27 protein-coding genes and 1 pseudogene (1 of these 28 running past the window's edge) are annotated in these 24746 nt (G+C 40.6%); 2 read left to right on the top strand and 26 right to left on the bottom strand.

What is annotated here, in order from left to right; all coding sequences use genetic code 11:
• Positions 1-12: 12 nt before the first annotated feature.
• Positions 13-1372: pseudogene (locus STYK_RS01110) on the top strand (transposase).
• Between the two features lie 42 nt (positions 1373-1414).
• On the opposite strand, the gene jag reads toward STYK_RS01110, so the two are convergent.
• The 18 genes from jag to tgt all read right to left on the bottom strand — a co-directional run bounded on the left by jag (position 1415) and on the right by tgt (position 16503).
• Positions 1415-2404 (bottom strand): RNA-binding cell elongation regulator Jag/EloR, encoded by a 990-nt coding sequence (gene jag, locus STYK_RS01105; RefSeq protein ID WP_261805086.1) that lies wholly within the window; start codon positions 2402-2404, stop codon positions 1415-1417.
• Positions 2405-2421: 17 nt separating this feature from the next.
• On the bottom strand, positions 2422-3246 hold the full coding sequence (locus tag STYK_RS01100; protein WP_261805085.1) for a membrane protein insertase YidC: 825 nt from the start codon (positions 3244-3246) through the stop codon (positions 2422-2424).
• Positions 3221-3592, bottom strand: coding sequence for a ribonuclease P protein component (rnpA, locus tag STYK_RS01095; RefSeq protein WP_033679593.1), 372 nt, complete (start codon positions 3590-3592; stop codon positions 3221-3223). Before rnpA ends, STYK_RS01100 begins: the two co-directional genes overlap by 26 nt.
• Before the next feature lie 149 nt (positions 3593-3741).
• On the bottom strand, positions 3742-4932 hold the full coding sequence (locus tag STYK_RS01090; protein WP_033684718.1) for an acetate kinase: 1191 nt from the start codon (positions 4930-4932) through the stop codon (positions 3742-3744).
• A 50-nt stretch (positions 4933-4982) separates the two neighbouring features.
• On the bottom strand, positions 4983-5936 hold the full coding sequence (locus STYK_RS01085) for a class I SAM-dependent methyltransferase (protein ID WP_049515760.1): 954 nt from the start codon (positions 5934-5936) through the stop codon (positions 4983-4985).
• A 60-nt stretch (positions 5937-5996) separates the two neighbouring features.
• Entirely contained in the window at positions 5997-6584 is a 588-nt protein-coding gene (locus tag STYK_RS01080) for a class I SAM-dependent methyltransferase (RefSeq protein WP_261805084.1), read from the bottom strand.
• A 32-nt stretch (positions 6585-6616) separates the two neighbouring features.
• Positions 6617-7030: a competence type IV pilus minor pilin ComGG gene (comGG, locus tag STYK_RS01075; RefSeq protein WP_261805083.1), complete on the bottom strand. Its 414-nt coding sequence runs from the start codon at positions 7028-7030 to the stop codon at positions 6617-6619.
• Complete coding sequence (comGF, locus tag STYK_RS01070; RefSeq protein ID WP_261805082.1) at positions 7008-7469, bottom strand: competence type IV pilus minor pilin ComGF; 462 nt, start codon at positions 7467-7469, stop codon at positions 7008-7010. The genes comGG and comGF overlap by 23 nt, the downstream gene beginning before the upstream one ends.
• Entirely contained in the window at positions 7432-7734 is a 303-nt protein-coding gene (gene comGE, locus STYK_RS01065; protein ID WP_000413380.1) for a competence type IV pilus minor pilin ComGE, read from the bottom strand. Before comGE ends, comGF begins: the two co-directional genes overlap by 38 nt.
• Positions 7697-8101 carry a competence type IV pilus minor pilin ComGD gene (gene comGD, locus STYK_RS01060; RefSeq protein ID WP_261081317.1) on the bottom strand — a complete coding sequence of 135 codons (405 nt, stop codon included), beginning with the start codon at positions 8099-8101 and terminating at the stop codon, positions 7697-7699. Before comGD ends, comGE begins: the two co-directional genes overlap by 38 nt.
• On the bottom strand, positions 8094-8420 hold the full coding sequence (gene comGC, locus STYK_RS01055) for a competence type IV pilus major pilin ComGC (RefSeq protein ID WP_004257466.1): 327 nt from the start codon (positions 8418-8420) through the stop codon (positions 8094-8096). Before comGC ends, comGD begins: the two co-directional genes overlap by 8 nt.
• A gap of 1 nt (position 8421) precedes the next feature.
• Complete coding sequence (comGB, locus tag STYK_RS01050; protein WP_261805081.1) at positions 8422-9438, bottom strand: competence type IV pilus assembly protein ComGB; 1017 nt, start codon at positions 9436-9438, stop codon at positions 8422-8424.
• On the bottom strand, positions 9386-10327 hold the full coding sequence (comGA, locus tag STYK_RS01045) for a competence type IV pilus ATPase ComGA (protein WP_261805080.1): 942 nt from the start codon (positions 10325-10327) through the stop codon (positions 9386-9388). Before comGA ends, comGB begins: the two co-directional genes overlap by 53 nt.
• Positions 10328-10403: 76 nt before the next feature.
• On the bottom strand, positions 10404-10769 hold the full coding sequence (locus tag STYK_RS01040) for a DUF1033 family protein (RefSeq protein ID WP_000286405.1): 366 nt from the start codon (positions 10767-10769) through the stop codon (positions 10404-10406).
• A 149-nt stretch (positions 10770-10918) separates the two neighbouring features.
• Positions 10919-11977, bottom strand: coding sequence for a zinc-dependent alcohol dehydrogenase family protein (locus tag STYK_RS01035; protein WP_261805079.1), 1059 nt, complete (start codon positions 11975-11977; stop codon positions 10919-10921).
• 162 nt (positions 11978-12139) lie between these two features.
• Positions 12140-13291: an N-acetylglucosamine-6-phosphate deacetylase gene (nagA, locus tag STYK_RS01030; protein WP_001134549.1), complete on the bottom strand. Its 1152-nt coding sequence runs from the start codon at positions 13289-13291 to the stop codon at positions 12140-12142.
• Positions 13292-13442: 151 nt separating this feature from the next.
• Positions 13443-15260 carry an acyltransferase family protein gene (locus tag STYK_RS01025; protein WP_261805078.1) on the bottom strand — a complete coding sequence of 606 codons (1818 nt, stop codon included), beginning with the start codon at positions 15258-15260 and terminating at the stop codon, positions 13443-13445.
• A gap of 100 nt (positions 15261-15360) precedes the next feature.
• A complete protein-coding gene (tgt, locus tag STYK_RS01020) occupies positions 15361-16503 on the bottom strand; it encodes a tRNA guanosine(34) transglycosylase Tgt (protein ID WP_001285237.1) in 1143 nt (380 codons plus the stop codon).
• Positions 16504-16619: 116 nt separating this feature from the next.
• On the opposite strand from tgt, the gene STYK_RS01015 reads away from it, so the two are divergent.
• Positions 16620-17477: a DUF975 family protein gene (locus tag STYK_RS01015; RefSeq protein ID WP_153199944.1), complete on the top strand. Its 858-nt coding sequence runs from the start codon at positions 16620-16622 to the stop codon at positions 17475-17477.
• Between the two features lie 25 nt (positions 17478-17502).
• Here the strand turns inward: STYK_RS01015 and pcp are convergent, their stop codons facing one another.
• The 8 genes from pcp to STYK_RS00975 all read right to left on the bottom strand — a co-directional run.
• Entirely contained in the window at positions 17503-18147 is a 645-nt protein-coding gene (gene pcp, locus STYK_RS01010; protein ID WP_261090191.1) for a pyroglutamyl-peptidase I, read from the bottom strand.
• Between the two features lie 112 nt (positions 18148-18259).
• A complete protein-coding gene (locus STYK_RS01005; protein WP_261805077.1) occupies positions 18260-18622 on the bottom strand; it encodes a DUF1304 domain-containing protein in 363 nt (120 codons plus the stop codon).
• A 10-nt stretch (positions 18623-18632) separates the two neighbouring features.
• Positions 18633-19058, bottom strand: coding sequence for a MarR family winged helix-turn-helix transcriptional regulator (locus STYK_RS01000; RefSeq protein WP_261805076.1), 426 nt, complete (start codon positions 19056-19058; stop codon positions 18633-18635).
• A 318-nt stretch (positions 19059-19376) separates the two neighbouring features.
• Entirely contained in the window at positions 19377-20579 is a 1203-nt protein-coding gene (locus STYK_RS00995; protein ID WP_261805075.1) for a LysM peptidoglycan-binding domain-containing protein, read from the bottom strand.
• 159 nt (positions 20580-20738) lie between these two features.
• A complete protein-coding gene (locus tag STYK_RS00990) occupies positions 20739-21365 on the bottom strand; it encodes an HAD family hydrolase (RefSeq protein ID WP_020903674.1) in 627 nt (208 codons plus the stop codon).
• Positions 21366-21368: 3 nt separating this feature from the next.
• Complete coding sequence (locus STYK_RS00985) at positions 21369-22649, bottom strand: MATE family efflux transporter (RefSeq protein WP_261805074.1); 1281 nt, start codon at positions 22647-22649, stop codon at positions 21369-21371.
• A gap of 60 nt (positions 22650-22709) precedes the next feature.
• Entirely contained in the window at positions 22710-24194 is a 1485-nt protein-coding gene (gene thrC / locus STYK_RS00980) for a threonine synthase (protein ID WP_125393782.1), read from the bottom strand.
• Positions 24195-24269: 75 nt separating this feature from the next.
• On the bottom strand, positions 24270-24746 hold the 3' end of the coding sequence (locus STYK_RS00975) for a glutamate-cysteine ligase family protein (RefSeq protein WP_261805073.1). The gene runs 801 nt beyond the window's last position; only the last 477 of its 1278 coding nucleotides appear in the window; the start codon falls outside the window, past its right edge; the stop codon is at positions 24270-24272.

Raw genomic sequence — 24746 nt, 5'->3', positions numbered from 1 at the left:
AGAAGGATTCATATGGAACAATTACATTTTATCACAAAACTGCTCGATATCAAAGACCCCAATATCCAAATTATAGATATCATCAATAAGAATACCCACAAAGAAATCATCACTAGACTGGAATACGATGCCCCATCTTGCCCTGATTGCGGAAGTCAAATGAAGAAATATGACTTTCAAAAACCGTCTAAGATCCCTTACCTCGAAACAACTGGTATGCCTACCAGAATTCTCCTTAAAAAACGCCGTTTTAAGTGCTATCAGTGCTCAAAAAAGGCTGTCGCTGAGACTTCCCTCGTCAAGAAAAATCATCAAATCCCTCGTATCATCAACCAAAAGATTGATCAGAAGCTGATTGAAAAGACTTCTATGACCGATATTGATCATCAGCTAGCCATCTCAACTTCAACTGTTATTCGCAAGCTCAATGACTTTCACTTTAAACATGATTTTTCTCGTCTACCAAAGATTATGTCCTAGGACGTTGAAATAGTCAGGGGAGTGACTGTTTCAATCGGGAAATGAAGATGAGTTTCATTGCGCAAGATTTTGATAATCTCAATATCATCACTGTTCTTGAAGGTAGACCACAAACTGTTATCCGAAATCACTTTCTTAAATATGATAGAGCCGTCCGATGTCGAATGAAAATCATCACCATGGATATGTTTAGCCCTTATTATGACTTAGCTAGACAACTTCGCTTTCGAATTTCTAGGCTCAGGCTGAAACAGTCTTCCAGACTGTTTCACTCCCGAATGCAAAAATCGTTCTGGATCGCTTTCACCCTTCGTTATTATATTTCTAAACTCAGGCTAAAACAGGCCACTGGACTGTTTTACTCCAACACTTAAGCCGTGCTATGAGTCGTGTGCGTGTCCAAATCATGAATTAGTTTCATCAAAAATCCCATGAATACAAGGCTATTAAGCGCTACTGGAAACTCATTCAACAGGATAGTCGTAAACTCAGTGATAAGAGATTTTATCGCCCTACTTTTCGTATGAACTTAACCAATAAAGAAATCCTAGACAAGCTTTTGAGCTATTCAGAAGACTTGAAAGACCACTATCAGCTCCTGCTTTTTCACTTTCAGAATAAAGAGCCTGACAAATTTTTCGGACTCATTGAGGACAATCTAAAGCAGGTTCATCCTCTTTTTCAGACTGTCTTTAAGACATTTCTCAAAGACAAAGAAAAGACTATCAACGCCCTTCAGTTACCCTATTCCAATGCCAAATTGGAAGCGACTAATAATCTCATCAAACTCAATGCCTTTGGTTTTCGGAACTTTGAAAACTTCAAAAAACGGATTTTTATCGCTCTGAATATAAAAATGGAGAAGACAATGATTGTCCTCTCCAGATGTTAGCTTTTATTCAACCCACTACAGTTGACAAAGAGCCGATTTTACTTATTCTGTATCTACAACGACATAGCGATTTGGCTCGTCACCTTCAGAGTAACTAGTCACGCCATCCATACGTGAAATAATACGATGGATAATCTTGCGTTCGCTATTTGACATTGGATCTGTTTGATGACTGCGCCCTTCTTCTAAAACACGAGTCGCCAATTTTTGCGCATAGGTCTGCAAGACTTCTGCACGGTGTTCAACATAATCATTGACATTAATTGTAATGTAGAAGGTTCTTGAATAGCGATTATAAAGATAATTTTGAGCCAACAGTTGCAAGGCCTTCAAGACTTTACCATGATAACCGATAATACGCCCTGGTTCGTTGGTGTCAATTTGTAGATTGATGCTACGACGGTTATAGTCATTTGAAAGTGTAGCTTCAACATCCATGTCATCAATAATTGTTTGAACATAAGTCGTTACTTCCGTAGCTACTTGTTCAATATCAAAGCTCGGTTCAACCTTCAAGCCCAAGTCTTCTAGTTCTTGACTTTCAGTTTGCTCGGCTTGGCTTTCAAGAATAGGAATTTCTACTTCTTCTTCGAGAGCAGTTTCTTCAAGTTGTAATTCATTTAAAATCTCAATGTGACCAGTTTCTTCTAAAATGGTATTAGCATGTTTTTCATTTTTCAAGATTTCAGCCTTGACTTCATCAGAAACCCCTTGGCCTTCTTCTTCAATCTTTTTAATCGCTTCTACAACATGCCCCAAATCAACGGTCGCTTGACTAACTGTTTTAACTGGTTCATTTTGTTCATTAATTTCTTTAGGAACACCCTTCACAGCTTGTTGATTTGCTTTGATGACAGTTGTTTCACTAATAGCTTCAATGTCAACCTGAGCTGGTTTTTTACCAAATAAACCAAGAAATCCATTTTTTTCACGAGAAATAACTTTGATGTGAGCCTTCATTCTTGGAATATCTAATTCTTTCAATCCTTTCTGGATTGCTTCTTCAACAGTTGAACCTGTAAATACTACCATTACCAGATTCCTCCTTATTATTTCGTTTTCTGAGCCTTTTTCTTGGCTTTTCTTTTTCTATTTTCCAAATCTTTCTGTGCCTGAGCTACAGCCTCGCGCTCTGCGATAATCTTGAATGGATTATTCAAGAAATAGGTTTGCAGGACTTGATAAGCATTGGACACTGCCCAGTAGAGCGCTACTCCGCTCGGAGCATAGACCCCAAAGACAAAAATCAAGACTGGAATCCCATACATCATCGCAGTCGTAGCTCCATTACGCTCAGACAAGGCTTTATTAGACAACCAAGTACTTAAAAAGGTAAATACTGCTGCTAAAATAGGAAGAACAAGGGTTGTATCCACACCACCAAGGTTAATCCATAAGAAATGACCTGTCTTTAAAAAGTCAACTCTTGATAGAGCTTGGAACAAGGCCAAGATAACCGGCATCTGAATCAAAATCGGCCAAAGAGAATCTGACTGTCTGACACCCATTTCTTTAAAGACTTTACGCATTTCCTGGTCTAGCTTGGTTCTGCTTTCTATATCTCGACCTGGATATTGTTCTCGAAGCGCCTTAATACGTGGTTGAGCTTCCTGCATTTTTCTAGAAGCCACCATTTGCACTTGGAAGACTGGCAAGAGAACTGTACGAATCAAGACCGTAAAGAGGATAATTCCCACTCCGATACTGATATCAAACGACAAAAAGCGAATGATTTCCGCAAAGAAGTAAACAAATTTACTCCAAAGATCAGCCGAATTGGCTGTAATATCGCTAGTTGTCCCATTTGTTGCACAGGCTGTCATGATCAATAGAGACAGTCCTAGCAAACTAGTCAACTGTAATTTCTTTTTCACTCCCATTTCCTTCCTGGTAAATCTTTGATAATTTTAATACGTGGAGTAGATTTTTCTCCATCTCTGCGTATCCCAAGGTTTCGACCCCTTTTCGAGCAATGACAACAAAGTCGACATCTTCTACCAGACTCCCTTTGGCATTCTGGATAATATGCCGAATCCGTCGCTTAATTTGATTTCTAGTGACGGCATTCCCCAGCTTTTTGCTAACTGATAGACCTACTCGAAAATGGTTTTTCTGGTTTTCTAATTGGTAGACAACAAATTTGCGATTGGCAAAACTTGTCCCTTCCTTGAAAATCGCCTTAAAATCTTTCTCTCTTTTTACACGAAAGTTTTTCTTCAAAACTCAACTCCATCTATTAAAATACTACTATTATACCATATTTTTCAAAAAAGCCAATCATAGCAAGGTTTTGGACATTTCCATCAGAAAAAGAAGCTGGAAAAATCTCTTTCCCAACTCCTTGTACGGAATATTTTTTCTGATTTTAGTTATTTTTTCAAACGTTCAACGTCACGGGCAATGACTAATTCTTCATCTGTTGGAATAACCAAGACACGAATCTTCGCTGCATCTGTTGAGATGTCTCCTGTCACGCCAAAGACGTTCTTTTCTGGATCAACATCACAGCCAAACCAAGAGATACCTGAGATAACATCTTCACGTACGTTTGCAGCATTTTCACCGATACCTGCAGTAAAGATAATAGCATCTGCTCCATTTAAGACTGCAAGGTATTGCCCGATATGTTTTTGGATACGGTCAACATACATTTCATAAGCCAAAGTGGCATCGTGGTCCCCTTCTTCCATAGCAGCAATCACATCACGCATATCACTAGATTTACCTGAAACCCCCATCAGTCCTGATTCACGATTAAGAACGTGACTAATGTCTTCAGGCGTGTTAAAGTCCTCTGTATATTGCATTAAGTAAGGAATGATAGCTGGGTCAATATCTCCTGTACGTGTTCCCATCATCACACCACCAAGTGGAGTGAATCCCATTGAAGTATCAACAGATTGACCACCCTTAACAGCTGTAATAGAAGCACCATTACCGATGTGGCAAGTAATCAATTTCAAGTCCTCTAATGGACGGCCCAAGAGTTTTGCTGCTTCTCCTGCTACAAACTGGTGACTTGTACCGTGGGCACCATATTTACGAACCTTGTTTTCTGTGTAATATTTTGTTGGTAGAGGGTAGCGATAAGCTTTCTCTGGCATAGTTGTGTGGAATGAAGTATCAAAAACAACTACACTGGTAATGTCTGGCAACAATTCCTTGAAGGCACGAACACCTGCTGCATTGGCTGGATTGTGGAGAGGAGCCAACAAGCTCAACTCTTCAACTTTTTCTAAAACATCTCCCTCAACGACTGTTGATTCTTTGAAATATTCTCCACCTGCAACAACACGGTGTCCAACACCTGTAATCTCGTCATAAGCCTTGATAATATCGAAACGAATCAAGTCATCCAATAAGATTTTAACAGCTTGTGTGTGATTTTCGATATCCAAAATTTGTTGTTCAGAACGGCCGTCAAATTTTACAGTTGAAATTGAATCTTTCAAACCAATCCGTTCAATTAAACCTTTAGCAAGAACTTTTTCCTCTGGCATTTGATAAAGTTGCCATTTCAAACTTGAACTTCCCGCATTGATTGCAATTGTTTTTGTCATAACATGATACCCCTTTTTAAGCGTTTTCATCTATTATAACAAAATCTATTTTATATTTCAGTACCTTGAGTCCATTTTTGAAAATTTTCTTTAAATTTCATTAAAACACTTGCATCTTGTAAGCTAGCAAGAGGATAAACAAAAGGATCTACTGTTATTTCATTTTTCTTCTGTAGGATAAAAATGGTCTTAGATTGTTTGGCATTGGCAAAGAGATTTTCAGGCAAACTAATCATGGCAGTCAGACTTGCCTCCTCTTTCAACCAACCTTTCAACAAGTCACTTTGAGGACTGGTCAACAAATCACTCGGAGCTAGAAAAATAGCGTAGCCATCTGATTTGAGGTACTTAAGCCCTTGTTCCATGAGCAAGTGATGGGCGTAGGTATTTTCTTGACTAGAAGCAACTTGATGGCGCGACGCAACGGCATCATCAGGATAATAGCCGACAGGCAAGTCGCTGATGACCACGTCGCTTTCTTTGAGCATTTGTGGACGAACAGCATCTCCTTGGACAAAGCCAGCCTGCAAACCAATTACATCTGCCATGCTTGCTGCCAAATCAATCAGCAAATCATCCACTTCCATTCCCAAGTAATCCACCTTTTTATCAAGCGAGGTCAAGAAAGTAGCGCCTAGAATTCCCATCCCAGAACCCATTTCGAGGATCGTAATCTCCTCTTCTTTAAACAACTCTTCCACAATAAACACCAAAAGTAAAGCAATGGCATCTGGTGTAAACTGGTGATTGGCCTGTAGGGGCTCTGTCTGCCCAGCCTTCATCAAGAGAAACTGGTAGGTCTTGAGCCATTCTTCTTTGCGTAGCGCTAAGCGTTTAAGGGCCTGATTGTTTTCCTTGACCTGCTCTAGCTCAGTTTCACCATCCAGATAGATGCTATTTTGCTCCACCAAGGCGTCATAAAAGTTGGTCGCCAAATCACTTTGGATGACTTGGACATTCTCTAGTAAATACGTATAAGCTTGTTCAATTTTTTCAAAATCCATATTCCTATCTTATCAAATTTCCCTTCTTTTTTCCATCCTTATAGAAAAATCACTCCCTGACTAGGCGAGTGATTTTTGGGCTACTGTTAAAAAGAGTTCTGCGTAATTTCCTTGAAACAGGTCTTCAGCGCTATAGAGAATCTGACTATGCACAGATGAAAAACCAAACTGGGCTAGCTTGTTTTCCAGTTCAGGCAATTTAAATCCATGATGGTTAGCTTCTGTCTTGGTAAAATCAGCAAGTAGGAGTTGTCCATCTTCCCTCAAATGTTGATAAAACAGTAAGAGAGTCGCATCCAAATCAGGCATATGATGAAGAACACGACAAACAACAATGAGATCAAACTCTTTCTCCAAGGGTTTTTCCAGTAAATCTTGCTCCAAAAAGTGGATATTCTTGATGTCTTGTCGCTCCGCTTTCAAACGAGCTTGCCCCAGCATTTTCTCAGAAATATCTACAAGAGTAACGAACTTGGCTTGAATGGCTAGGGGCAAAGCTAACAGACCCGTCCCTCCACCGAAATCCAAAATTTCTTTGTCTGATAGAAGATCAATCTGTTTCTCGACTGCTTGACAAACCAAGTTTGCAAGGAAAATATTTTTAGGGGAATCGAAAGTTTCTGCTTTGTGGTTAAAATCATGTTTCATGCTTTTAGTTTAACACAAAGTAGCTTGATTGGCTAAGAATGATCTTTCTTTTCGACCTTCTCTTCTGATTTTTTCTTCTCCGCTTTTTCGCTTGAATCAGTCGCTACATCTTCCTTTTTATCCGTTTTCTCTTCTTTGATTTTGACTGAAGGAAATAGGAACTCATATTGACTCTTAGGCGTACGAACCATTGTCACCAAGCCAGTTTTCTTATTTTGATAGCTTACCTGACCTAGATTAAAGATCTGCTCCCCACTTTCTTGCTCGGCTTTATCCTTGGTTCGCTTAGCCATGGCAAAAGCAACCAACTTTTCTTTATTTAAAGCGTAGTCTTGATAGTGGGCGACTTGTCTGTTCAAGTAAAATTGTAACAAAAGGCTAAAAATGGCTGCCATGGTTACTGCATAAAGGAGAACTCCTGCCTTAACTTTTTTCTTTTTCCACACGATAGATGAACTCCCTTTCTAAGCCTTTTTGAAACTGGAAACGAAAACGAACCAGTTGATTATCCTCTGTAATCTGCGCAGATTTAAGTCCATAAATCATAGGCTGATATCCTCGTCCACTGGCATCAGTTTTTCGAAAATCATCTGATTTGGATTTACCCATAGCGATATCCTTGCCATCTTGCTTCATATAGAGGCGATTGCCCTCCACTTTTTCGAACTGCGAACGGTCTAATTCTGCCTCCAACTGCTCCACAAACAAGAGCCACTCTTTTTGCTCGCTTTGTTGCTGGTAGCGAACTTCTGAAATGAGGAGCTGACTCATGGCTTGAAAGAGGAGTAAGCTTCCACTGATGACAATGAGGGCAATCAGGGATTCTAACAAGGTAAAAGCCTTGACCTTATGGCTCTTTGATAGCCAACAACTGTTCTGAGCCATGATAAACCTCCAATCCCTTTTCACTAGAAAACACCTGAATCTCAACTCCGTTGATGTTTACCTGATTTTGACCTGTCTGCAAGGCCATCTTAGCTACCCTCAAGACTTCTTCCTTTTGCAAAATTTTTGCTTCTTCTTGTCTATTTTTCTGAATTTGTCCCAAAAGAAGGGTCGCAATGCTAGCAAAGATAGCTAGAGCAACTACTGCTTCCAGTAAAATCACTGCCCTAATTTTTTGTTTCCTTAATGCGTTTAATTTTTCCATTTCCTAGATATAATTGATAGCGAATCGTTCCTTTACCGGTCTGAAATTCAACCTTAGCCAGGGACGAATTGCCCCCAGCTCGGTCAAATATGATACTTTGTCCCGATGGTGCTTGAATTCCTTTAGGAACTGTCAACTTTTGACTGCCGTTACTGATCATCTGCCCATCTAAGTTTAGACTAGTCTTTTGCTGACTGGCTACACTACGTTTTTGGGTTTCCCTATAAAGTTCTTCAAACTCCATAAAGAAAATCTGCTCCTCTACCGCCGCAAAAGTGGATTGGACAGAGCCGGATAAGCCCAAGGCAAGGATACTCACAAGTCCCAAAACTAAGAGACTTTCCAGCATGGTAAAAGCCTTAATCATTGACTGTACGATTTTTTCCTCCATTTTTTGTATAGTATTCATTATAGGCTTTAGCCTGCTCTTCTGTGATTCGCCCATCTGCTTGTAACTTGCTTAGGCTAGCCTCTTCATTTTTATCTAAGCTATAAAGCTCTGCCTGGCTTTCTACCACCTTCACAACAGCTGCTTTTCCTTTGTCGTTAACTGCTTCTTTTTGCTTGGTCAAATTAGGCACAAATAGCAAGAGAAGTACGCTGATAATCAGCAAGACCACCAACATCTCCACAAGTGTGAAAGCCTTCACTTTCGCTTTTTTCAAGAATGTCATCATTTTTTTCATGTTAAAAATTTACCTCCATATTTTGATACATGGGCATGAGCATTGCCGCATAAAGTAAAACGATAATCAGAGCCACAAAGATAAAAACCAGCGGCTGCACCAAATTCATGGTGCGGTTGACTCGGGTAAAAAAGGCTTCCCAAGTTTTTTCAGCATAGATTTCCAACTCACTACCCAGCTTGGACTTGACTTCCCCATACTCGATGATGAGACTCAATTCCTTTCTAAAGAAAGGATAGGTTCCTATAGTTTGAGAAAACTCACGACCATTTTGGAGAGCTTGAGCTAAGTCTTGACCGATTTCTTTAAAGAGCTGGGAACCTTGTTCCTGCATCATCTGAAAAATCTGCGTCAGCTCCATTCCCTGCGAAATCATATTCCCCCATTCACGCGCGTAATAGGCCGTCAAATAGGTCTGCACAAAGATTCCAAGAAAGGGAAGACGTGCTAAGATAGAAAAGACGCGCATCTTCGAACTTCTTTTATAGAAAGTGAGTGCTGAAAGTGCAAGTACGGAAACAAACCCTACCATGCCTAGAAAAATTTGTGGCAGATTGCCGATAATTTGGGTGGCAATATTACTACTATCCAGTTGAGGTAGTAGGTAGTTACGTAGCCCCAGCATAATTAAGAGAAGAAATCCCAGCAAAATCAAAGGATAGGTCGCCACTTCGATTAGTTTTTTCTTGACCTTGGCCAGATTGTCTAGATACTCTTCTATCTTTCCCAAACTCAGGTGAAGATTCCCATGAACTTCTGCTAGGGATAACTGGGTGACAATAGCACTTGAAAAGCCCAAACTTTCCATCATTTCTGAGAATGATTTTCCCTGAGACAAGCCCGTGCGCATCTGGGTCACACACTGCTTGTTCAACAAGGCACTCCTATCTAAAAAGGAGATGGTCTCCACCAGATGAAAACCGCTGGAAAAGAGACTGTTAAACAGGGTGATGATATTTTTTTGCTTAGCTGTAGCTAATTTTTTCCGTCTCAGCCTGAAGACTTGTGATATGTCCATCTTTAAGAAGCTGGTCAATCTGTTCATTCCAGCTAGTTGGCTGGTGTTCTTGATAGTCTTTGTTTGCAAAATCAACGATTCCTCCTCCCCCAATTAATCTCTGGTAGCAGACTCCTTGCAGAACGACTGCCAATTCCTCCGCAGTCACACCCAACTCCAGCAGGCGTTCATAAACACCTCGGATACTCTTGGCGTGAATGGTTGAAAAGACTGTCGCCCCTGTCAAACTAGCTCTGACCACTGCACGCGCCGTCTCGCTGTCCCGAATTTCTCCGATAATCAAGAGATCAGGACGATGACGCAAAGAAAGTTTGATTAGATTTTCATAGGTCAGCCCAATCGCTTCATTCAACTGCAACTGGAGCATGTCGTCCTGCTTGATTTCGACAGGATCTTCGATGGACATAACTTGCTGTCCTTTAAAGAGAGATTTAGCCAATTCGTGCATCAAGGTCGTCTTGCCACTTCCGACTGGACCAGAAAAGAGATAGAGTCCCCGTTGCCTATACTGCTTGCCCAGTTCTCCAATATCCTGAAACCAAAAATGCAAGTCCTGCTCCTCATCATGCAACAAGCGAATAACTAAACTCTCATGACCTCGATAATCACCTACAGTAGATAAACGTAGAGAAACCATCTTCTGGTCATAGGCATAATCGCAGGAACCTAGCTGACTACGTCTCTTTTCCCCAACATTCATACCTGCCACAAACTTAAAGTGACTGATGACGGCCGCAAACTTTTCAAAATTATAACAACCGATTTTACAGCGCTCGTCTCCCACCCTCATATAAAGCTCATAGGCGTCTAACTTGGGGACAAAATAAATGTCTTGCGCTCCTTTTTTCCGAGCCGAACGAATGATTTCTTGTGCAATTTCTTGAACCATACTTACCTCCTCACCTATACTATTCGCAAAGATTTGGAAAAATAAAAAAAGCAACTCCAAAAAAGTTACTTTTTCTCTATTTTAATTTCATACGGCAAGAACGGTGCCTTTCCTTACCGGTTTGTTTTTCATAGCCTGGGCGTAGTTTTTCATCTGGAATAACCTGCTCATCCTGTAAAAGAGCCAAAGAATGGTATTGTTGTAAATATTCATCACATTCATCACACCAGCGTTGGTCTTCTGGATCCCAAAAAATGGTCATCAAGTCACTTCTACTTTTATAAAGAGGGGATTCTTGTTCCAATCTAAACCAGCAAGTTTTGTAGTATTTGAGAGCATCATAATACTGGTCAAATTTCTTACTAGCTACAATATCTTCTTCCCAACCTTCTAAGAACCACCAGGGTTCAAAATCTCCGTACATTTCTATAACACGATACATATTCATTCATTCCTTCGTACCGTATATTATAACTAATTCCGCCAAACAAGGAAAGTAAAATGCTCATTTCTTAATTTTTTGATAAAAAATCCAGCCATCTTATGATGACTGAATTTCTATTTGCTTATGTTCCAAAATGTTTTTACTACTTAAGCTTCTGAAATATCGTTTTCGATGATGACCTTGATTGCATGGTGGTCTGCTGCCTTACTGAAAACTTCATAGGCTTTTTCAATTTCACTTAGTTTGAAATAGTGAGTTACCAATTTTTCTGGCTCAATCTTATGACTTTCAAGAGCTTTCAACAATTGTGGAGTGGTATTTGTAGATACCAAACCAGTTGTTACATTGATGTTGCGAATCCAAAGTTTGTCCAAATCGAATTCAACTGGTTTACCATGTACACCACAGTTGGCAACTGTTCCGTCTATACCGATAACCTTTTGACAGAAATCAAATGTTGCAGGAATACCAACAGCTTCGATAGCGACATCCACACCACGTCCATCTGTCAAATCATAAATTTCTTTAATGGCTTTTTCAGGGTCTGAAGAATTAACCTTATGAGTCGCACCAAATGATAGGGCAGTTTCCAAGCGGTTATCGTCTAAATCCACCATAATCAATTTGGCTGGTGAATAGAATTGGGCTGTCAAAAGAGCAGCCAATCCAACAGGTCCTGAACCAATAATGGCTACACTACAACCAGGTTCTACTTTCCCTTTCAAGACACCAATTTCATACCCAGTAGGCAGAATGTCTGATAGCATAACCAAGGCTTCATCTGACAAGTCTTCTGGAGTGTGGTAAAGAGTGTTATCTGCATGAGGGACACGTAAATATTCAGCCTGCATACCATCAATCAGGTGACCGAAAATCCAGCCCCCTTCGTCTTCACAGTGGGCATAAATTCCTTTTTTACAGTAGTAGCATTTACCACAGGCACAGACACAAGAAATCAAGACCTTATCGCCTTTTTTGAAGTTCGAAACTCCTTCCCCAACTTCTTCAACAATCCCAATCCCTTCGTGACCAAGAATGGTACCACTTTGGCAAGCAGGAACATCCCCTTTGATAATATGGAGGTCTGTTCCACAAATAGTAGTTTTTACGATACGCACAATAGCGTCTGTTGGCTTGCGAAGCACTGGTTTGTCTACATCAACAAAAGAAGCAAGTCCTGGTTTAACATAAGTATAGGCTTTCATAAAGCATTCCTCCGTTTTTTTATTTGTACTATTTATAATATAATTGTAAGCCTTTTCATTTGTTTCTTCAAGTTTTTTTGTGATTTTTTTAACTTTTTTATTTACCAGTAAAGCAATATAGATAAAAAAGCAGAAGCTAATCTCTAACTTCTGCTTTTTCTCTTATGCTTGATAACGTTTCACACCGTCTAGGTAGGTTGCTACCAATTCCAAATCTTTATCTAGTACGATAAAGTCCGCATCATAACCTTCACGGATTTGGCCACAAACATCATCGATGTGAACGGATTTAGCTGGGTTAAGGCTGGCCATCATGACCGCTTCGTGTGGATTTGCAATACCCCACTCGACTACATTTCTCATACCATCTTTAAGTTTGAGGATAGAACCTGCCAAATTACCAGTAGATTTGAGACGTGCAGTTCCATTTGCTACTACAACAGGGAATTCTCCCAACATATAGTCACCGTCTTCAAGCCCACCAGCTGTCATACAGTCTGTGATAAGAGCGATGTTTTCTGTCCCCTTTTGCTTAAGTAAAATCTCACAAGCTTTTGGATCTACGTGATAACCATCACAAATCAATTCTGCGTAAGTATGTGGGAGCTCATACATAGCTCCTACCATACCTAGTTCGCGGTGTGTTAAACCACGCATCCCATTATAGGCATGTACCCATACACTAGCTCCAGCATCAACTGCCTTCTTAGCTTGTTCAAATGTCGCATCTGAGTGTCCAAGTGCAACTGTCACACCTTCACCTGTAATAGTACGTACAAAATCTTCCACCCCATCACGTTCTGGTGCAATAGCGATTTTATTTAGCATCCCTTTTGCAGCATCCTGCCAAGAATGAAACTCCTCAACACCCGGGTCTCTCATATAAGTTGGATTTTGTGCCCCCTTAAAAGTTTCTGTGAAATATGGACCTTCATAATAAATCCCACGAATCTTAGCACCTGTTGCTTCTTTATAATGGTTTCCAAGATTTTCAGTGACTGCAAGCAATTGCTCATAAGTGGCTGTTAAAGTTGTGGGCAAGAAACTGGTAACACCGGTACTAAGAAGTCCTTCACTCATAGTATGCAATGTACCTTCAATGTTGTTGTCCATCACATCTACACCTGCATATCCATGAATATGAGTATCCACAAGACCTGGTGCAATGCTATAACCAGTATAGTCAAGAACCTCTGCTCCTTCAGGAATTTGATCCACATGTTTCCCAAATTTGCCATCAACAAGTTCTAAGTACCCACCGCGACGAATGCCAAATGGATAGAAAAACTGATCCGCTTTAACGTAATTAGGCATAATAATGACCTCCTTAAAAGATTACTTTTGATATTTATTATGTCAATTACATTATAAACCTTTCTGATTCATTTGTAAATGGTATAGACCTATTTTCTGGAGATATTTTAAAAGAGCTGGATTTCTCCAACTCTTCTCTTTTTAATACAAGTTATTTTGATTTGACCGGCTTGTCTTGAGCTGTTTGCAAGGCTGCAGCAATGGTATCTGCATACAATTTAGCTCCTGCTTCAATTTTACTATTATCACTTCCAAAATGGACTTGGTCTGTCCCAGTCCAAATTTCTGGATGTTCCTTAGCAGCTTGATTCCAATCTGCTATCGTGATGTAAGGAGTCTTCTCTGCTAATTCTCTCATATAGGCAGCCGCCTTCTCAACGATTCCATAGGTCTCTTTTGTCTTATCTCCTTCATAAGGAGTCACCAAAACCATATGGTGGCCCTTAGGAAGATTTTTCACGATACTATCCCAATCTTCCTTGTAATTTTCAGGATTATTTACCCCAGTTGCAATAACCACCATCTTTGGTAGAAATTTATTCTGGCTATTGTTGAGCATGATTTCATTGGCGGTCTTGGTTGTTCTGCTGACCTGCGCGTTAATCTGTGCTCCAGGAAGGGCTGTCTGTAGTGCTGTATTTGCCCTTAAAGCCACCGAGTCACCAATTAACATAGTGCCATCAGCAATTCCCAAACTATTTGCATCTGCCCGTTCTGTCATTACCTTGGTCTGGTTAATATTTGTTGCAGCTTGCTTCAAGCCATTGACAGTTAAGTCTGTCTCAAAAGCTCCCACTTGTGGTGCCAACAGAGTTACTAAGAAGACAATGAAGGCCAAGATTCCTGTACTTGCTGCAAGGATTGTGTGAATATGAGGCAGGGGACGAAGGATTTGTAAAACAGGTGTGTTCTTTCCTGCAATCCAAGGTTCCAACACATAAAATGATAGGCTGGCGAATCCATAAGAAAAAATCAAAGTTAATAACACAGCAAGAAGATTTGATGTCAACTGTGAAAAAATGATATAGAAAGGCCAATGGAAGAGATAAACTGCATAGCTAGTATCTGCTAAAAAGCTAATAATCTTTGGTTCCTGTATATGAGGAGTCTTTTCATGTAAGACACGCGCCGCCAGAATCATAGCAATGGCTGCAAGGCTGGCAAGCAAGAAGCCCATAAGATAGGCAAAGAGATAGGTAAATTTGACAAAGAAGGTCAAAATGAGTAAGAAGCCAAAACCTCCCCCAAAAACTAAAAGGGTCTTGCGTAAATCCCAGATTTTATCCAATTGCTTAACTAGGGAAGTCGTCTGACGAACGCCTACGATAGTTGCTAACACACTTCCCAAAAAGAATGGATAGACATGAGTTAAACTGGAGAAGTAAACAGAGGAATAAGAGGTTACTAGAAAACTACCAATAAACATGGAGAAGAAACTAATCAAGAAGGCAGCAGCTGATAAGAGAAAAACCATCCCTTTCAACTGACCATTTGATTTAGCCTGTTTGGATAAGAACCAAACTGCCAATCCCCAAAGAATATAGTAGTGAACCTCAACTGCCAAACTCCAATTATGAACAAACAAATGAGGAATGAACTGAGATTCATAACTCCCACCTGTTAGGAGTTCATAGAAGTTTGTCATGAAGCCTAAGACACCCGCAATCTGACCCCCAATTCCAGCCACATAATCTTGTCGAACTAGAAAGGTAAAGGGCATGGTCACCAAGACCATCAAAACCACGGGCGGCACGATACGATAAAAGCGTCTCCTAAAAAATCCAACCAAATCAATTTCATGATTTTTAGAAAATTCTTCGATAAGTAGAGCCGTAATCAGAAAGCCTGAAAATGTGAAAAAGACATCTACCCCGAAAAATCCTCCAGGAAAGATTGTCTGAAAGAAATGATACAAGAGTACCAAAAGTAAACCTGTAATCCTAATCAAGGAAAACCATTTAATACGCATACGAGTTTATTCTCCCTTTCATTATACACTTTATTCTATCAAAAAAAGAAGAAAAATCCCAAGAGAAAACTTAGGATTTTTAGCTTATATCAATTCCAGTTTAAAAATTACGGCCTGACTTATTATAGCCATATTTTTCAACAAAATACTCACGGAATTCCAAGAGATTGTCATCCATGATGGCTTGTCTCACTTGCTTCATCAGGTTAAGCAAGAAGTAAAGATTGTGATAACTCGTCAAGCGGATACCAAAGGTTTCATCAGCCTTGAGCAGGTGACGAAGGTAGGCGCGTGTATAGTTCTTACATGTGTAGCAATCACACTCAGGATCCAGTGGCGTAAAGTCCTCAGCAAACTGAGCATTTTTGACAACCAAACGACCTTGACTGGTCATACAAGTCCCATTACGAGCGATTCGAGTCGGCAAGACACAGTCAAACATATCCACCCCACGAATCACCCCATCAATCAAGCTATCTGGCGCTCCCACCCCCATCAAATAGCGAGGTTTATTTTCAGGCAGCAGTTGAGTTGTAAAGTCCAAGACTGCATTCATCTCTTCGTGGGTTTCTCCCACTGCCAAACCACCGATAGAGTAGCCTGGGAAATCCATGCTAACAAGGTCATGAGCCGATTGGCGACGCAAGTCTTCAAATCCTGCCCCTTGCACAATCCCAAATAATCCTTGGTCATGCGGACGACGATGAGCCTTTAAACCACGCTCAGCCCAACGGCTGGTACGCTCGATTGATTTCTTAACGTAGTCGTATGGTTGATAAAACTGAGGACATTCGTCAAAGGACATCATGATGTCTGAGCCCAGATTGTTCTGAATAGAAATGGCTTTTTCTGGTGATAGGAACATCTTAGAACCATTGAGATGGTTTTTAAAGGTTACCCCTTCTTCTGTGATATTGCGGCTATCTGCTAAGGAATAAACCTGAAAACCACCACTATCTGTCAAAATAGGCTGGTCCCAATTCATGAACTTGTGGAGACCACCTGCGCGTGCGATGAGTTCATCTCCAGGACGAAGCCAGAGATGATAGGTGTTTGACAGGATAATTCCCGAACCCATCTCCTTCAATTCTTCAGGCGACTGAGTTTTGACAGTGGCTTGTGTCCCAACTGGCATAAACATAGGTGTTGGGAAGGTACCGTGGGGAGTGATGATTTCTCCCAGACGAGCTCCTGTGTGTTTTTCTTTCTTAATCAAACGATATTTGATTGGTGAATCTGACATTTTTTACCTCCGAAGCTGGAAAAGACAGTCCCAGTTCATACTTTGTGCCCAAGGGCATACTGTATGATTTTATCAAAAAAAGGAGGAACTGTCACGAACTATGGTATAATGAGAGAATGAAATACCCAAAAATTGATTTAAAAACCGTTCGTCTGCAAGCCAGACAATTTCAGGCTGAAAATCCCCGCCTCTTTCTCGTCTATCTCTTACCTAGCATGCTGGTCATCTTGTCTGGCTTCCTCAATCCCTTAGAGCGTATCAACGAAGCAATTTTAGAACAACCCTTTTTAAGCGTGTTTGGCCATGTATTCCAAGCCTACCTCTTTCCATTATTAGTTTCCTTTATCGGAACAATACTTCTAACCAGTTCAGTCTATACAACACTGAAACTCATCAAGAATCCTGATACAGGACTATCCGTCAAAAATAGTCTCACACTCTTTAACGAAGAGCACTTTTCACAAACCTTTTTGACTCTCCTTCTCAAACGTTTCTATCTCTTCTTATGGAGTATTCCTAGTTTACTTGGGATTTACTTCCTCTTTTATAGTAGCTTTCTAGCAAAGAAATTCGTTGTCCTTCATCCTGAATTTCCCAATTTGGATCTCTCGTCAATTGAAACCGAGCACTTCCTCATGATCTTTGGTCTTTACTTTCTAGCAAGTATCCTCTTGATGATTGTCGGAAATAGTCTCTATATTCCACAATACTATGCCTATTCACAGGTAGAATTTCTCCTCTGTGACACCCTAGACTTAGGACAAGCCAAACCAGGACAAATCCTTAAAACCAGCCGTTTCTTAATGAAAGGTTACAAATTTCAGCGCTTTGTCCTAGACTTACAACTCCTTCCTTGGTATTTCCTCAATTGGATTACCTTTGGAATTGCTAGTTTCTCACTCCTACCCTACATTCAAATTAATAAAATGATTTTTTACCGAGCAGTACTGGCTCGAAAACGTCCAAAAGCTTGAAGGTAACCCCTCAAGCTTTTTTCTATCAATGAGTTTCTCCGCCTACCAACTTGAGGTCCTGATCTCCATGTTCTATAATGGCGCCGATTGCTGCTTCTATCCCTCGCCTAATATCCACTAAACTCATAGCTGGAGTGGTCGGTCGATTCACCACCTGTTCCATCATATAAGGAATATGCATAAAACCTGCCTTAACATGGGGAAATTTCTTTTCTACCAAATAGAGGACCTGATACATCAAATGATTGCAGACAAAAGTCCCTGCAGTATTGGAAACAGAGGCCGGCAAACCTTCTTTTTTTATAGCTTGAACCATCGCTTTAATCGGCAAACTACTAAAGTAGGCCGAAGCACCATCTGGGCGAATGGGAAAGTCAATCGGTTGATTACCCTCATTATCAGGAATCCGTGCATCATCTTGATTAATAGCTACTCGCTCAGGTGTCAAGCTAGACCTTCCACCTGCTTGGCCGATACAAAGGACAAAGTCCGGTTGATAGCGGTTCATCTCTTCTTCCAATACTTGAGCCGATTTGTGAAAGACTGTTGGCACTTCTAACCAACGGACCTCAGCACCATGGATTTCAGCTGGTAAACCTTTAATGGCCTCCAAGGCTGGATTAACCTTTTCCCCTCCAAAGGGCTCAAAACCTGTCACTAATACTTTCATTTCTAACTCCTCAAAACTAATTCAATGAGACTTTTTTCTTAGAAACAAGTATAACATATTTCTCTTATTCTGGAGTGAAAAGGACTAGAGAGGATAAGACTGGCATTAAAGTTTATTTAAAGAGGAAAATACTAATCAAGGCCAAAATAGCTGGTCCACCTTGCTTCAAAATAATTTTCTTGTCTGCTGTGAGAGAGCCATAAGCCGCAGCACCAATCACAAATAAAACAAAAATAGTCACAATTTCTAAATTCTGTGAGAAATAAATTCCATACAAGAGAAAGACTCCTAGCAAAGCATTATAAATCCCTTGATTTTTAAACAGTGAACTTACCGACGGACGAGCCTGTTCTTCCTTGTCCATGTTAAAGACACGACTAGTCGCATCTGATTTCGTTGCAATACTTTCCAAATAAAAAATGTAAAAATGCTCCAAAGCAACAATCGTTGCTAAAATGATTGTCATAATTGACATCTATTTCTCCTTAAATTTCTATATTCTCAATACCCAAAACCAATTTATTTAATAAACGGCTGAGTTCTGTTCTCTCAGAATCTGTTAAGATACTTTCCATCGCCTCCTTAACCTTGATATGCGTCAGAGGGGGATTCACCACTAACTGCTCCTTGGCATACTTCGTAGCCTCTACCAACACTTCCCGCTGATTTTCAGAATTGCGATGACGTTCCACCAAACCTTCCTTTTCCAGAATCTTGAAATGTCGTGTCAAAGCAGCCTGATCAATCTTCAAACGCTCCTGAACCGCTATTTGATTACAAGGGGAATGCTTCAGCAGAAACAGTAAAATCTGATACCGTGTCAAACTAATCCCAAGTCTTTTTTCAAACAATTGCGTACTTGCTTGCTCAGACAAGCGGAGTTGATAAAGTAAATCTTGAATCTCTAACATTTCTTCTTCCCTTTTATTGATTTATCAATAGTTGATTAATCAATCATAATACAAAGTAAAATAGATTGCAAGAATGTTGCTTCAATCATTACAAAATGGTAACTTCCATTTTCTATTCATATTGATACTCAATGAAAATCAAAGAGCAAACTAGGAAGCTATCCGTAGGTTGCTCAAAGCGCAGCTTTGAGGTTGCAGATAAAACTGACGTGGTTTGAAGAGACTTTCGAAGAGTATGACAAAGAAAAAACGAACGAGACTCGCTTCTTATCACGAAAGCTAGATCTCATTCGTCAAAATGATATTACAAAGTCTGGTTTATCCATTCATTGAAACGTGAACGTGGTCATAGTGGTTTTCTGTCACGCTACCACGGTCCGGCATTGGGTTCCAAGTATTAGCTGGTCCATATTTGCTATCGAATGGAGCATAGAAACGTTGTTTCCAGATGATGTAACTAATTCCACGGCTGGCCATGTTTTGAATAGCGTATTCCGCAACCTTATCCCCTAGTTCTGAACTTTCTGGTACCATAAAGTCGATAGCCAAACCTTTTCCGTGATCTCCACTATCTCCTGGACGGTAACCACTAAAGGATGTGATGCCAAACAAGTTGGCGATTTCTTCTTTAAAGGCAGCTGTTTGTGGTTGAAGGCCAGTATTTTCAGATTTCGCTACTGCCAGTCCAGCATAATCGGGCGCAGCTGGAGCCGCGTAAGTTGTTGAAACTGTTTTCGCCTCTTCTGGTTGATAAGTAGAAACTGCTGTTGTAGCTTCATTTGATGAGGCTTCTTTTAATTCTTCTGAACTTGTTGCAGTTGTTTCGATTGCTGTTTCTTCTGTTGGAGTTGTAGTTGCTTCCACTGCTGATTCAGCTTGAGTGCTTGCTTGTGTTTCATCTTTCTCAGCTGGAATTGTTGCCTGAGGAGCTGCTTCTGCAACTGCATTGCTTGTTTCGGCTGTTTGCTCCGCTGACGTTGAAGTATTTGTAGATGGTGCCACTTCTTCTGCAGTAGCAACTGTCTCTGCAACTTCTGAATTTGTTGCTACTTCTTTTGTACTTGTAGTTTCTACCGCTTTTGGCGCTTCTGCAATCGGTTGAGAAAGGTCTGCAACCTGAACAGTTTGATCATCTACGGTCACTTGATTGGTTGTCAAATCTGCTGTCGCAGTTGTCACCTCTTCACTAGAAGCCACTTGAGGTGTTTGGATTTCAACTTCTGTTACTTCTTCTGCTTCATTGACGGTCGTTGTCAAAACAGTTTCTGGGAAAATCAAGTCCATATTAGTGATTTTATTCAAATTCGCAAGAACTGTGACATCTACACCCAAGGCTTCTGCAATGGTGCTCAAGGTATCACCATACTGAACGGTATAACTTGTTTTGTTGTCCGTTTTAGTCAAATCGTTTTGGATTTGCTCAACACTACGTGCAGTCCAAAGAACTTCTTCTGCTTGAGTTGCCAATACTGGGGCAAATGACAAGGCTACTGTTGAAGCTAATAATATTCTTTTCTTCATTCTTTCCTATTCCTTTCAAATGAGTACCTGTCTATCATAACACAAAAAATGCAGAAAAAAAGCCCTCTCGGGCCTATTTAACAGAACTGTCTATTCCTTGTAACAAACTTGGTTACTTGAAATAGTTTGTTAGGTCTCTGTCACAAAACTGACACAATCTTATCGTTCCCAATCCCCAAAAATATAAGGAATATCTGCTAACCCTTGAATCCTATGATTTCCTTCATAAGTCGACTCTAAAAAGTTGATACTTTGAATCCCACTATTCTGGGCAAATTCCACATCCAGAGTCCGATCCCCTATATAATAGGTCTTCTCAGAATCCAACTGATACTTGCCTAACAGATAGTTAGCCGCTTCTGGACTTGGCTTCCGCACAAAACCACTCTGACTGGTTAAAATCTCTGTAAAATAAGATTCCAAACCCAAGTCTCTGAGAATGGTACGAGCATTGTCTCCCTTATGAGTGTAAACAAACTGCTGAATTCCTGATTCCTCTGCCCAAGCTAGCACATCACGCGCACCTGGCATCAAAACTACCTGAGCATTCTTCTCAGCCAAACTCTGGGCACGCACCTGATTTAGCATTTCCACATCCAGCTTTCTCTCTTCTGCCACCTGCACAAGTAAATCCTGCACAGAAAACTTGAGAATAAACTCCCTCACCTGCTCCTTATCATAAGGAATAGAAAACTGAGCAAAAGTTTCCTCAATTCCTGATAAAATCGCTTCGTAAGAATCCAATAAAGTCCCATCTAAATCCCAAATAAAAGCTGTTTTTTGCATTTCCTATCCTTTCAAGCTCATATAACGCTGGTAACGGTAACGTAGAAATAACCAACGAAAACCATTATCCAAAAGGGTTCCGGCCCAAATACCGGGCAAGCCCCAACCAAGCACAATCCCCATCAGATATCCTGTTCCAATGCGGATACACCACATTCCTATACTTGTCGCATAAAAGGGAAGCCGAGCATTGCCCAAACCCTGCCAGACTGCTGTATAGATGACTGTTCCTATCGTCATAGGAGTACCAAGTAGTGAAAAAAGTGTCACTAGCACACTAGCCTCCACCGCTAGAGAATCAGTCGTATAGAGATGAGTTAGTGGTATACCCAAGGCATAGACACTAAGCGTCAAGGGCAACATGAGAAGCAGAGAAAGCCAAAAGGTTTGCTTGCTCAAATTAGCTACTCTTTCCCAATTATCCTCTCCAACTGCTCGAGCTACCAGCATGACCGTTGCAGTAGCGACGCCAAAGGCAGGCATATAGTTAAACTGGGTCAAGACTTCTCCGACTGCATTTCCAGCCACCGCCTCCGTTCCAAAAGAAACAACCAAGGCAATGATCACGACATCTCCAGCCCTCATCATGAGCCTCTCTCCAGCTGCTGGCAACGATAAGGTCAATAGTTCCTTATCTAAACCAAAAGTCGGTTTCTCAAAAGGCAACTTTAATTGCGACCATAAAATCACAAGACCTACCAAACGAGACAGAATTGTCCCCCAAGCAACACCAGCTATCCCCATATCCAGAACAAAAATAGCTAGACTTGAAAAAAGAATATTCAAGGCATTGGATAAAAAACTAACATAGAGAGGCAGACGTGGATTATGCGTTGCACGAATCAAGGCTCCCAGACTAGTCATTAAACCTAAGAGAACAATCGATCCGCCTACCAAAGATAGGTAGAGTCCACCACTCTCAGCTACATCTCTCTCCGTCCCCAAAAGTCCTATCATCTCTTTCCCAGCGAAGATGGACAAAAATCCTAAAAGGAAACTTAATAGTAAGGTAATCTTCAATGCCTCAGTCACATGATAGGCTAGCATAGATTGATCCTTCTGCCCCAAATTTTTTGAAATAACACTGGAAATAGCAGCTCCCAGAGCGATGAAAATCGCCTGATAAATCGTGATAATATTGCCAGCTACTGATACACCCGAAATAGCTATCAAGCCCAAGTGGGCTACTAAGTAACTATCCACCATCCCCATGAGCATCTGCAAAAAATTTTCGCCCATAGCTGGCAAGGCAATATTAAGAATGTCTTTATTTTTCTTAAACAATCCTTCCTCCTGATGAAAAGAAACTCAGTTGGTTTCCCAACCGAGTTTACTCCCTCTGTCTTAAAGTCCTAGATAAGCCTCAACCGCTGCTTGCATATCAGCAGCTGCCACTGTTGTCTTGTGACGAACAGGAGCTGTTTCAAGCCCGTCAACTGCTGGTGGTACTGCAACTCCTGAAATATCATGTAATTGAGCCAAGGCTTCAAAGTCAGTCAAGCCTACTTTACCTGTTACAGCTTCTACTGCAACCACTGGGAACTTGTATGGACTCGCTGTTGAAGCAATCACTGTCTTAGTCACATCGCCAGTAGCCGCTTGGTATTTCTTATAAACTGCCGAGGCAACCGCCGTATGTGGATCCTCGATATAAGAATCTGCCTCATAAACACGCTTGATTTCTGCTGCCGTTTCTTCCTCAGTCGCATATTCAGCTGCAAAGAGGTCCAAAATCTCTGCATCAAAGTCTGTCAACTCATATTGTCCTTGCTTGTTCAAGGCATTCATAAGTTCAGCTGTTTTAACCGCATCATTACCCAAAAGGTGGAAAATGAGACGCTCCAAGTTTGAAGATACCAAGATATCCATAGATGGGCTAGTTGTTACCTTAAACTCACGTTTCTTATCGTAAACACGTGTCTTGAAGAAGTCTGTCAAAACATTGTTATCATTTGAAGCACAGATCAATTTACCAACTGGTAAGCCGATTTGTTTGGCATAAAAAGCAGCCAAGATATTTCCAAAGTTTCCTGTTGGTACGGTAAAGTTGATCTGTTCACCAGCCACAATCTCACCAGTCTTAACTAACTGAGCATAGGCATAAACATAATAAACAATCTGTGGCACCAAACGACCAATATTCATAGAGTTTGCAGATGAAAATTGCAACTTGTTAGCCGCTAATCTTTCACGAAGAACTACGTCGTTAAACATGTGCTTCACATTTGTTTGCGCATCGTCAAAGTTACCATCAATAGCGATAACATGAGTATTGTCGCCAGTCTGAGTGGTCATTTGCAACTCTTGTACCTTGCTGACACCATCCTTTGGATAAAAGACGATAATCTCAGTACCAGGTACATCCGCAAATCCTGCCATAGCAGCTTTCCCCGTGTCACCAGATGTCGCTGTCAAGATGACAATCTTGTTCTCCAAACCATGTTTCTTAGCAGCTGTTGTCATAAAGTATGGCAAAATAGACAAGGCCATATCCTTAAAGGCAATTGTTGAACCATGGAAAAGTTCCAAGTTATATTGTCCGTCTAATTTCACTAATGGCGCGATAGCAGGAGTATCAAATTTGCTATCGTAGGCATTGTTGATACAGTAATCCAACTCCTCAGCTGTAAAGTCATCTAAAAATGCCGACAAAACTAACTTAGCAACTTCCTGATAAGAAGCATCTTTCAATTTGTCAAAGTCCAAATCTACCTTTGGATAAGTAAGCGGTGTAAACAAACCACCGTCCGTCGCCAAACCTTGCAAAATAGCTTGACTAGCAGTTACTGTATTGTTGGCATCACGCGTTGATTGATAAACTAATGTCATTACTCTCTGTCCTTTATCTATAGTCTCATCCATTATATCATGATTTTTCAGAAAATTCTCCTTTTGTAAGAGAAATTATAGGCCCAATTCTTCTTTCAAAGCCTGTAAGTAGGTCATTTCTTGCTTATTTCTCATCTCCAGTCCTTCCTCAGCTAGAAGGAGTAAGTCTTTGGAAAATTCAATAATCGCAGGTTTTTCCTCAGCTATAAGATTTTTTTTAGAAAATTGCCGTCTTAAAAACTTGTAATCACGACCAAATTCTTTAAAGAAAGGTACTGTTTCTAAGTAAGCTTCTAACTTATCTAAATTAACCAACAATCCTAAGTGAAAAGCTGCTGAAGCGAAGGTTCTATCTAGAGGTTGAGTACACACACTACGAAACTCAACTGTTCCGCGAGTCGTTAAGTCTTGGTACTGATAACTACGATGGGTTTCAAAATCCTTCTCTTGAGGATAAATAATAATCTCATCCCCATTAAGCGCATATGCTTGGATTTCAGGTGTAGCCAAATAGTCCCTAGCCTGAATCGGATAAAAATAATAGGTTTGTCC

It is taken from the genome of Streptococcus toyakuensis, assembly GCF_024346585.1.
In the GTDB taxonomy this organism is placed as follows: domain Bacteria; phylum Bacillota; class Bacilli; order Lactobacillales; family Streptococcaceae; genus Streptococcus; species Streptococcus toyakuensis.
The sequence above is the reverse complement of the archived record's forward strand: the minus strand, read 5'-3'. Positions and strand labels throughout refer to the sequence as shown.

What these genes read in the sequence shown, in the direction of transcription:
- jag (WP_261805086.1), bottom strand. Translation starts at nt 2,404, where the DNA reads ATGGTAGTATTTACAGGTTCAACTGTTGAAGAAGCAATCCAGAAAGGA.
- STYK_RS01090 (WP_033684718.1), bottom strand. Translation starts at nt 4,932, where the DNA reads ATGACAAAAACAATTGCAATCAATGCGGGAAGTTCAAGTTTGAAATGG.
- STYK_RS01085 (WP_049515760.1), bottom strand. Translation starts at nt 5,936, where the DNA reads ATGGATTTTGAAAAAATTGAACAAGCTTATACGTATTTACTAGAGAAT.
- STYK_RS01080 (WP_261805084.1), bottom strand. Translation starts at nt 6,584, where the DNA reads ATGAAACATGATTTTAACCACAAAGCAGAAACTTTCGATTCCCCTAAA.
- comGF (WP_261805082.1), bottom strand. Translation starts at nt 7,469, where the DNA reads ATGGCTCAGAACAGTTGTTGGCTATCAAAGAGCCATAAGGTCAAGGCT.
- comGE (WP_000413380.1), bottom strand. Translation starts at nt 7,734, where the DNA reads ATGGAAAAATTAAACGCATTAAGGAAACAAAAAATTAGGGCAGTGATT.
- comGD (WP_261081317.1), bottom strand. Translation starts at nt 8,101, where the DNA reads ATGATTAAGGCTTTTACCATGCTGGAAAGTCTCTTAGTTTTGGGACTT.
- comGC (WP_004257466.1), bottom strand. Translation starts at nt 8,420, where the DNA reads ATGAAAAAAATGATGACATTCTTGAAAAAAGCGAAAGTGAAGGCTTTC.
- comGB (WP_261805081.1), bottom strand. Translation starts at nt 9,438, where the DNA reads ATGGACATATCACAAGTCTTCAGGCTGAGACGGAAAAAATTAGCTACA.
- comGA (WP_261805080.1), bottom strand. Translation starts at nt 10,327, where the DNA reads ATGGTTCAAGAAATTGCACAAGAAATCATTCGTTCGGCTCGGAAAAAA.
- STYK_RS01040 (WP_000286405.1), bottom strand. Translation starts at nt 10,769, where the DNA reads ATGTATCGTGTTATAGAAATGTACGGAGATTTTGAACCCTGGTGGTTC.
- STYK_RS01035 (WP_261805079.1), bottom strand. Translation starts at nt 11,977, where the DNA reads ATGAAAGCCTATACTTATGTTAAACCAGGACTTGCTTCTTTTGTTGAT.
- nagA (WP_001134549.1), bottom strand. Translation starts at nt 13,291, where the DNA reads ATGCCTAATTACGTTAAAGCGGATCAGTTTTTCTATCCATTTGGCATT.
- STYK_RS01025 (WP_261805078.1), bottom strand. Translation starts at nt 15,260, where the DNA reads ATGCGTATTAAATGGTTTTCCTTGATTAGGATTACAGGTTTACTTTTG.
- tgt (WP_001285237.1), bottom strand. Translation starts at nt 16,503, where the DNA reads ATGTCAGATTCACCAATCAAATATCGTTTGATTAAGAAAGAAAAACAC.
- STYK_RS01015 (WP_153199944.1), top strand. Translation starts at nt 16,620, where the DNA reads ATGAAATACCCAAAAATTGATTTAAAAACCGTTCGTCTGCAAGCCAGA.
- pcp (WP_261090191.1), bottom strand. Translation starts at nt 18,147, where the DNA reads ATGAAAGTATTAGTGACAGGTTTTGAGCCCTTTGGAGGGGAAAAGGTT.
- STYK_RS01005 (WP_261805077.1), bottom strand. Translation starts at nt 18,622, where the DNA reads ATGTCAATTATGACAATCATTTTAGCAACGATTGTTGCTTTGGAGCAT.
- STYK_RS01000 (WP_261805076.1), bottom strand. Translation starts at nt 19,058, where the DNA reads ATGTTAGAGATTCAAGATTTACTTTATCAACTCCGCTTGTCTGAGCAA.
- STYK_RS00995 (WP_261805075.1), bottom strand. Translation starts at nt 20,579, where the DNA reads ATGAAGAAAAGAATATTATTAGCTTCAACAGTAGCCTTGTCATTTGCC.
- STYK_RS00990 (WP_020903674.1), bottom strand. Translation starts at nt 21,365, where the DNA reads ATGCAAAAAACAGCTTTTATTTGGGATTTAGATGGGACTTTATTGGAT.
- thrC (WP_125393782.1), bottom strand. Translation starts at nt 24,194, where the DNA reads ATGACATTAGTTTATCAATCAACGCGTGATGCCAACAATACAGTAACT.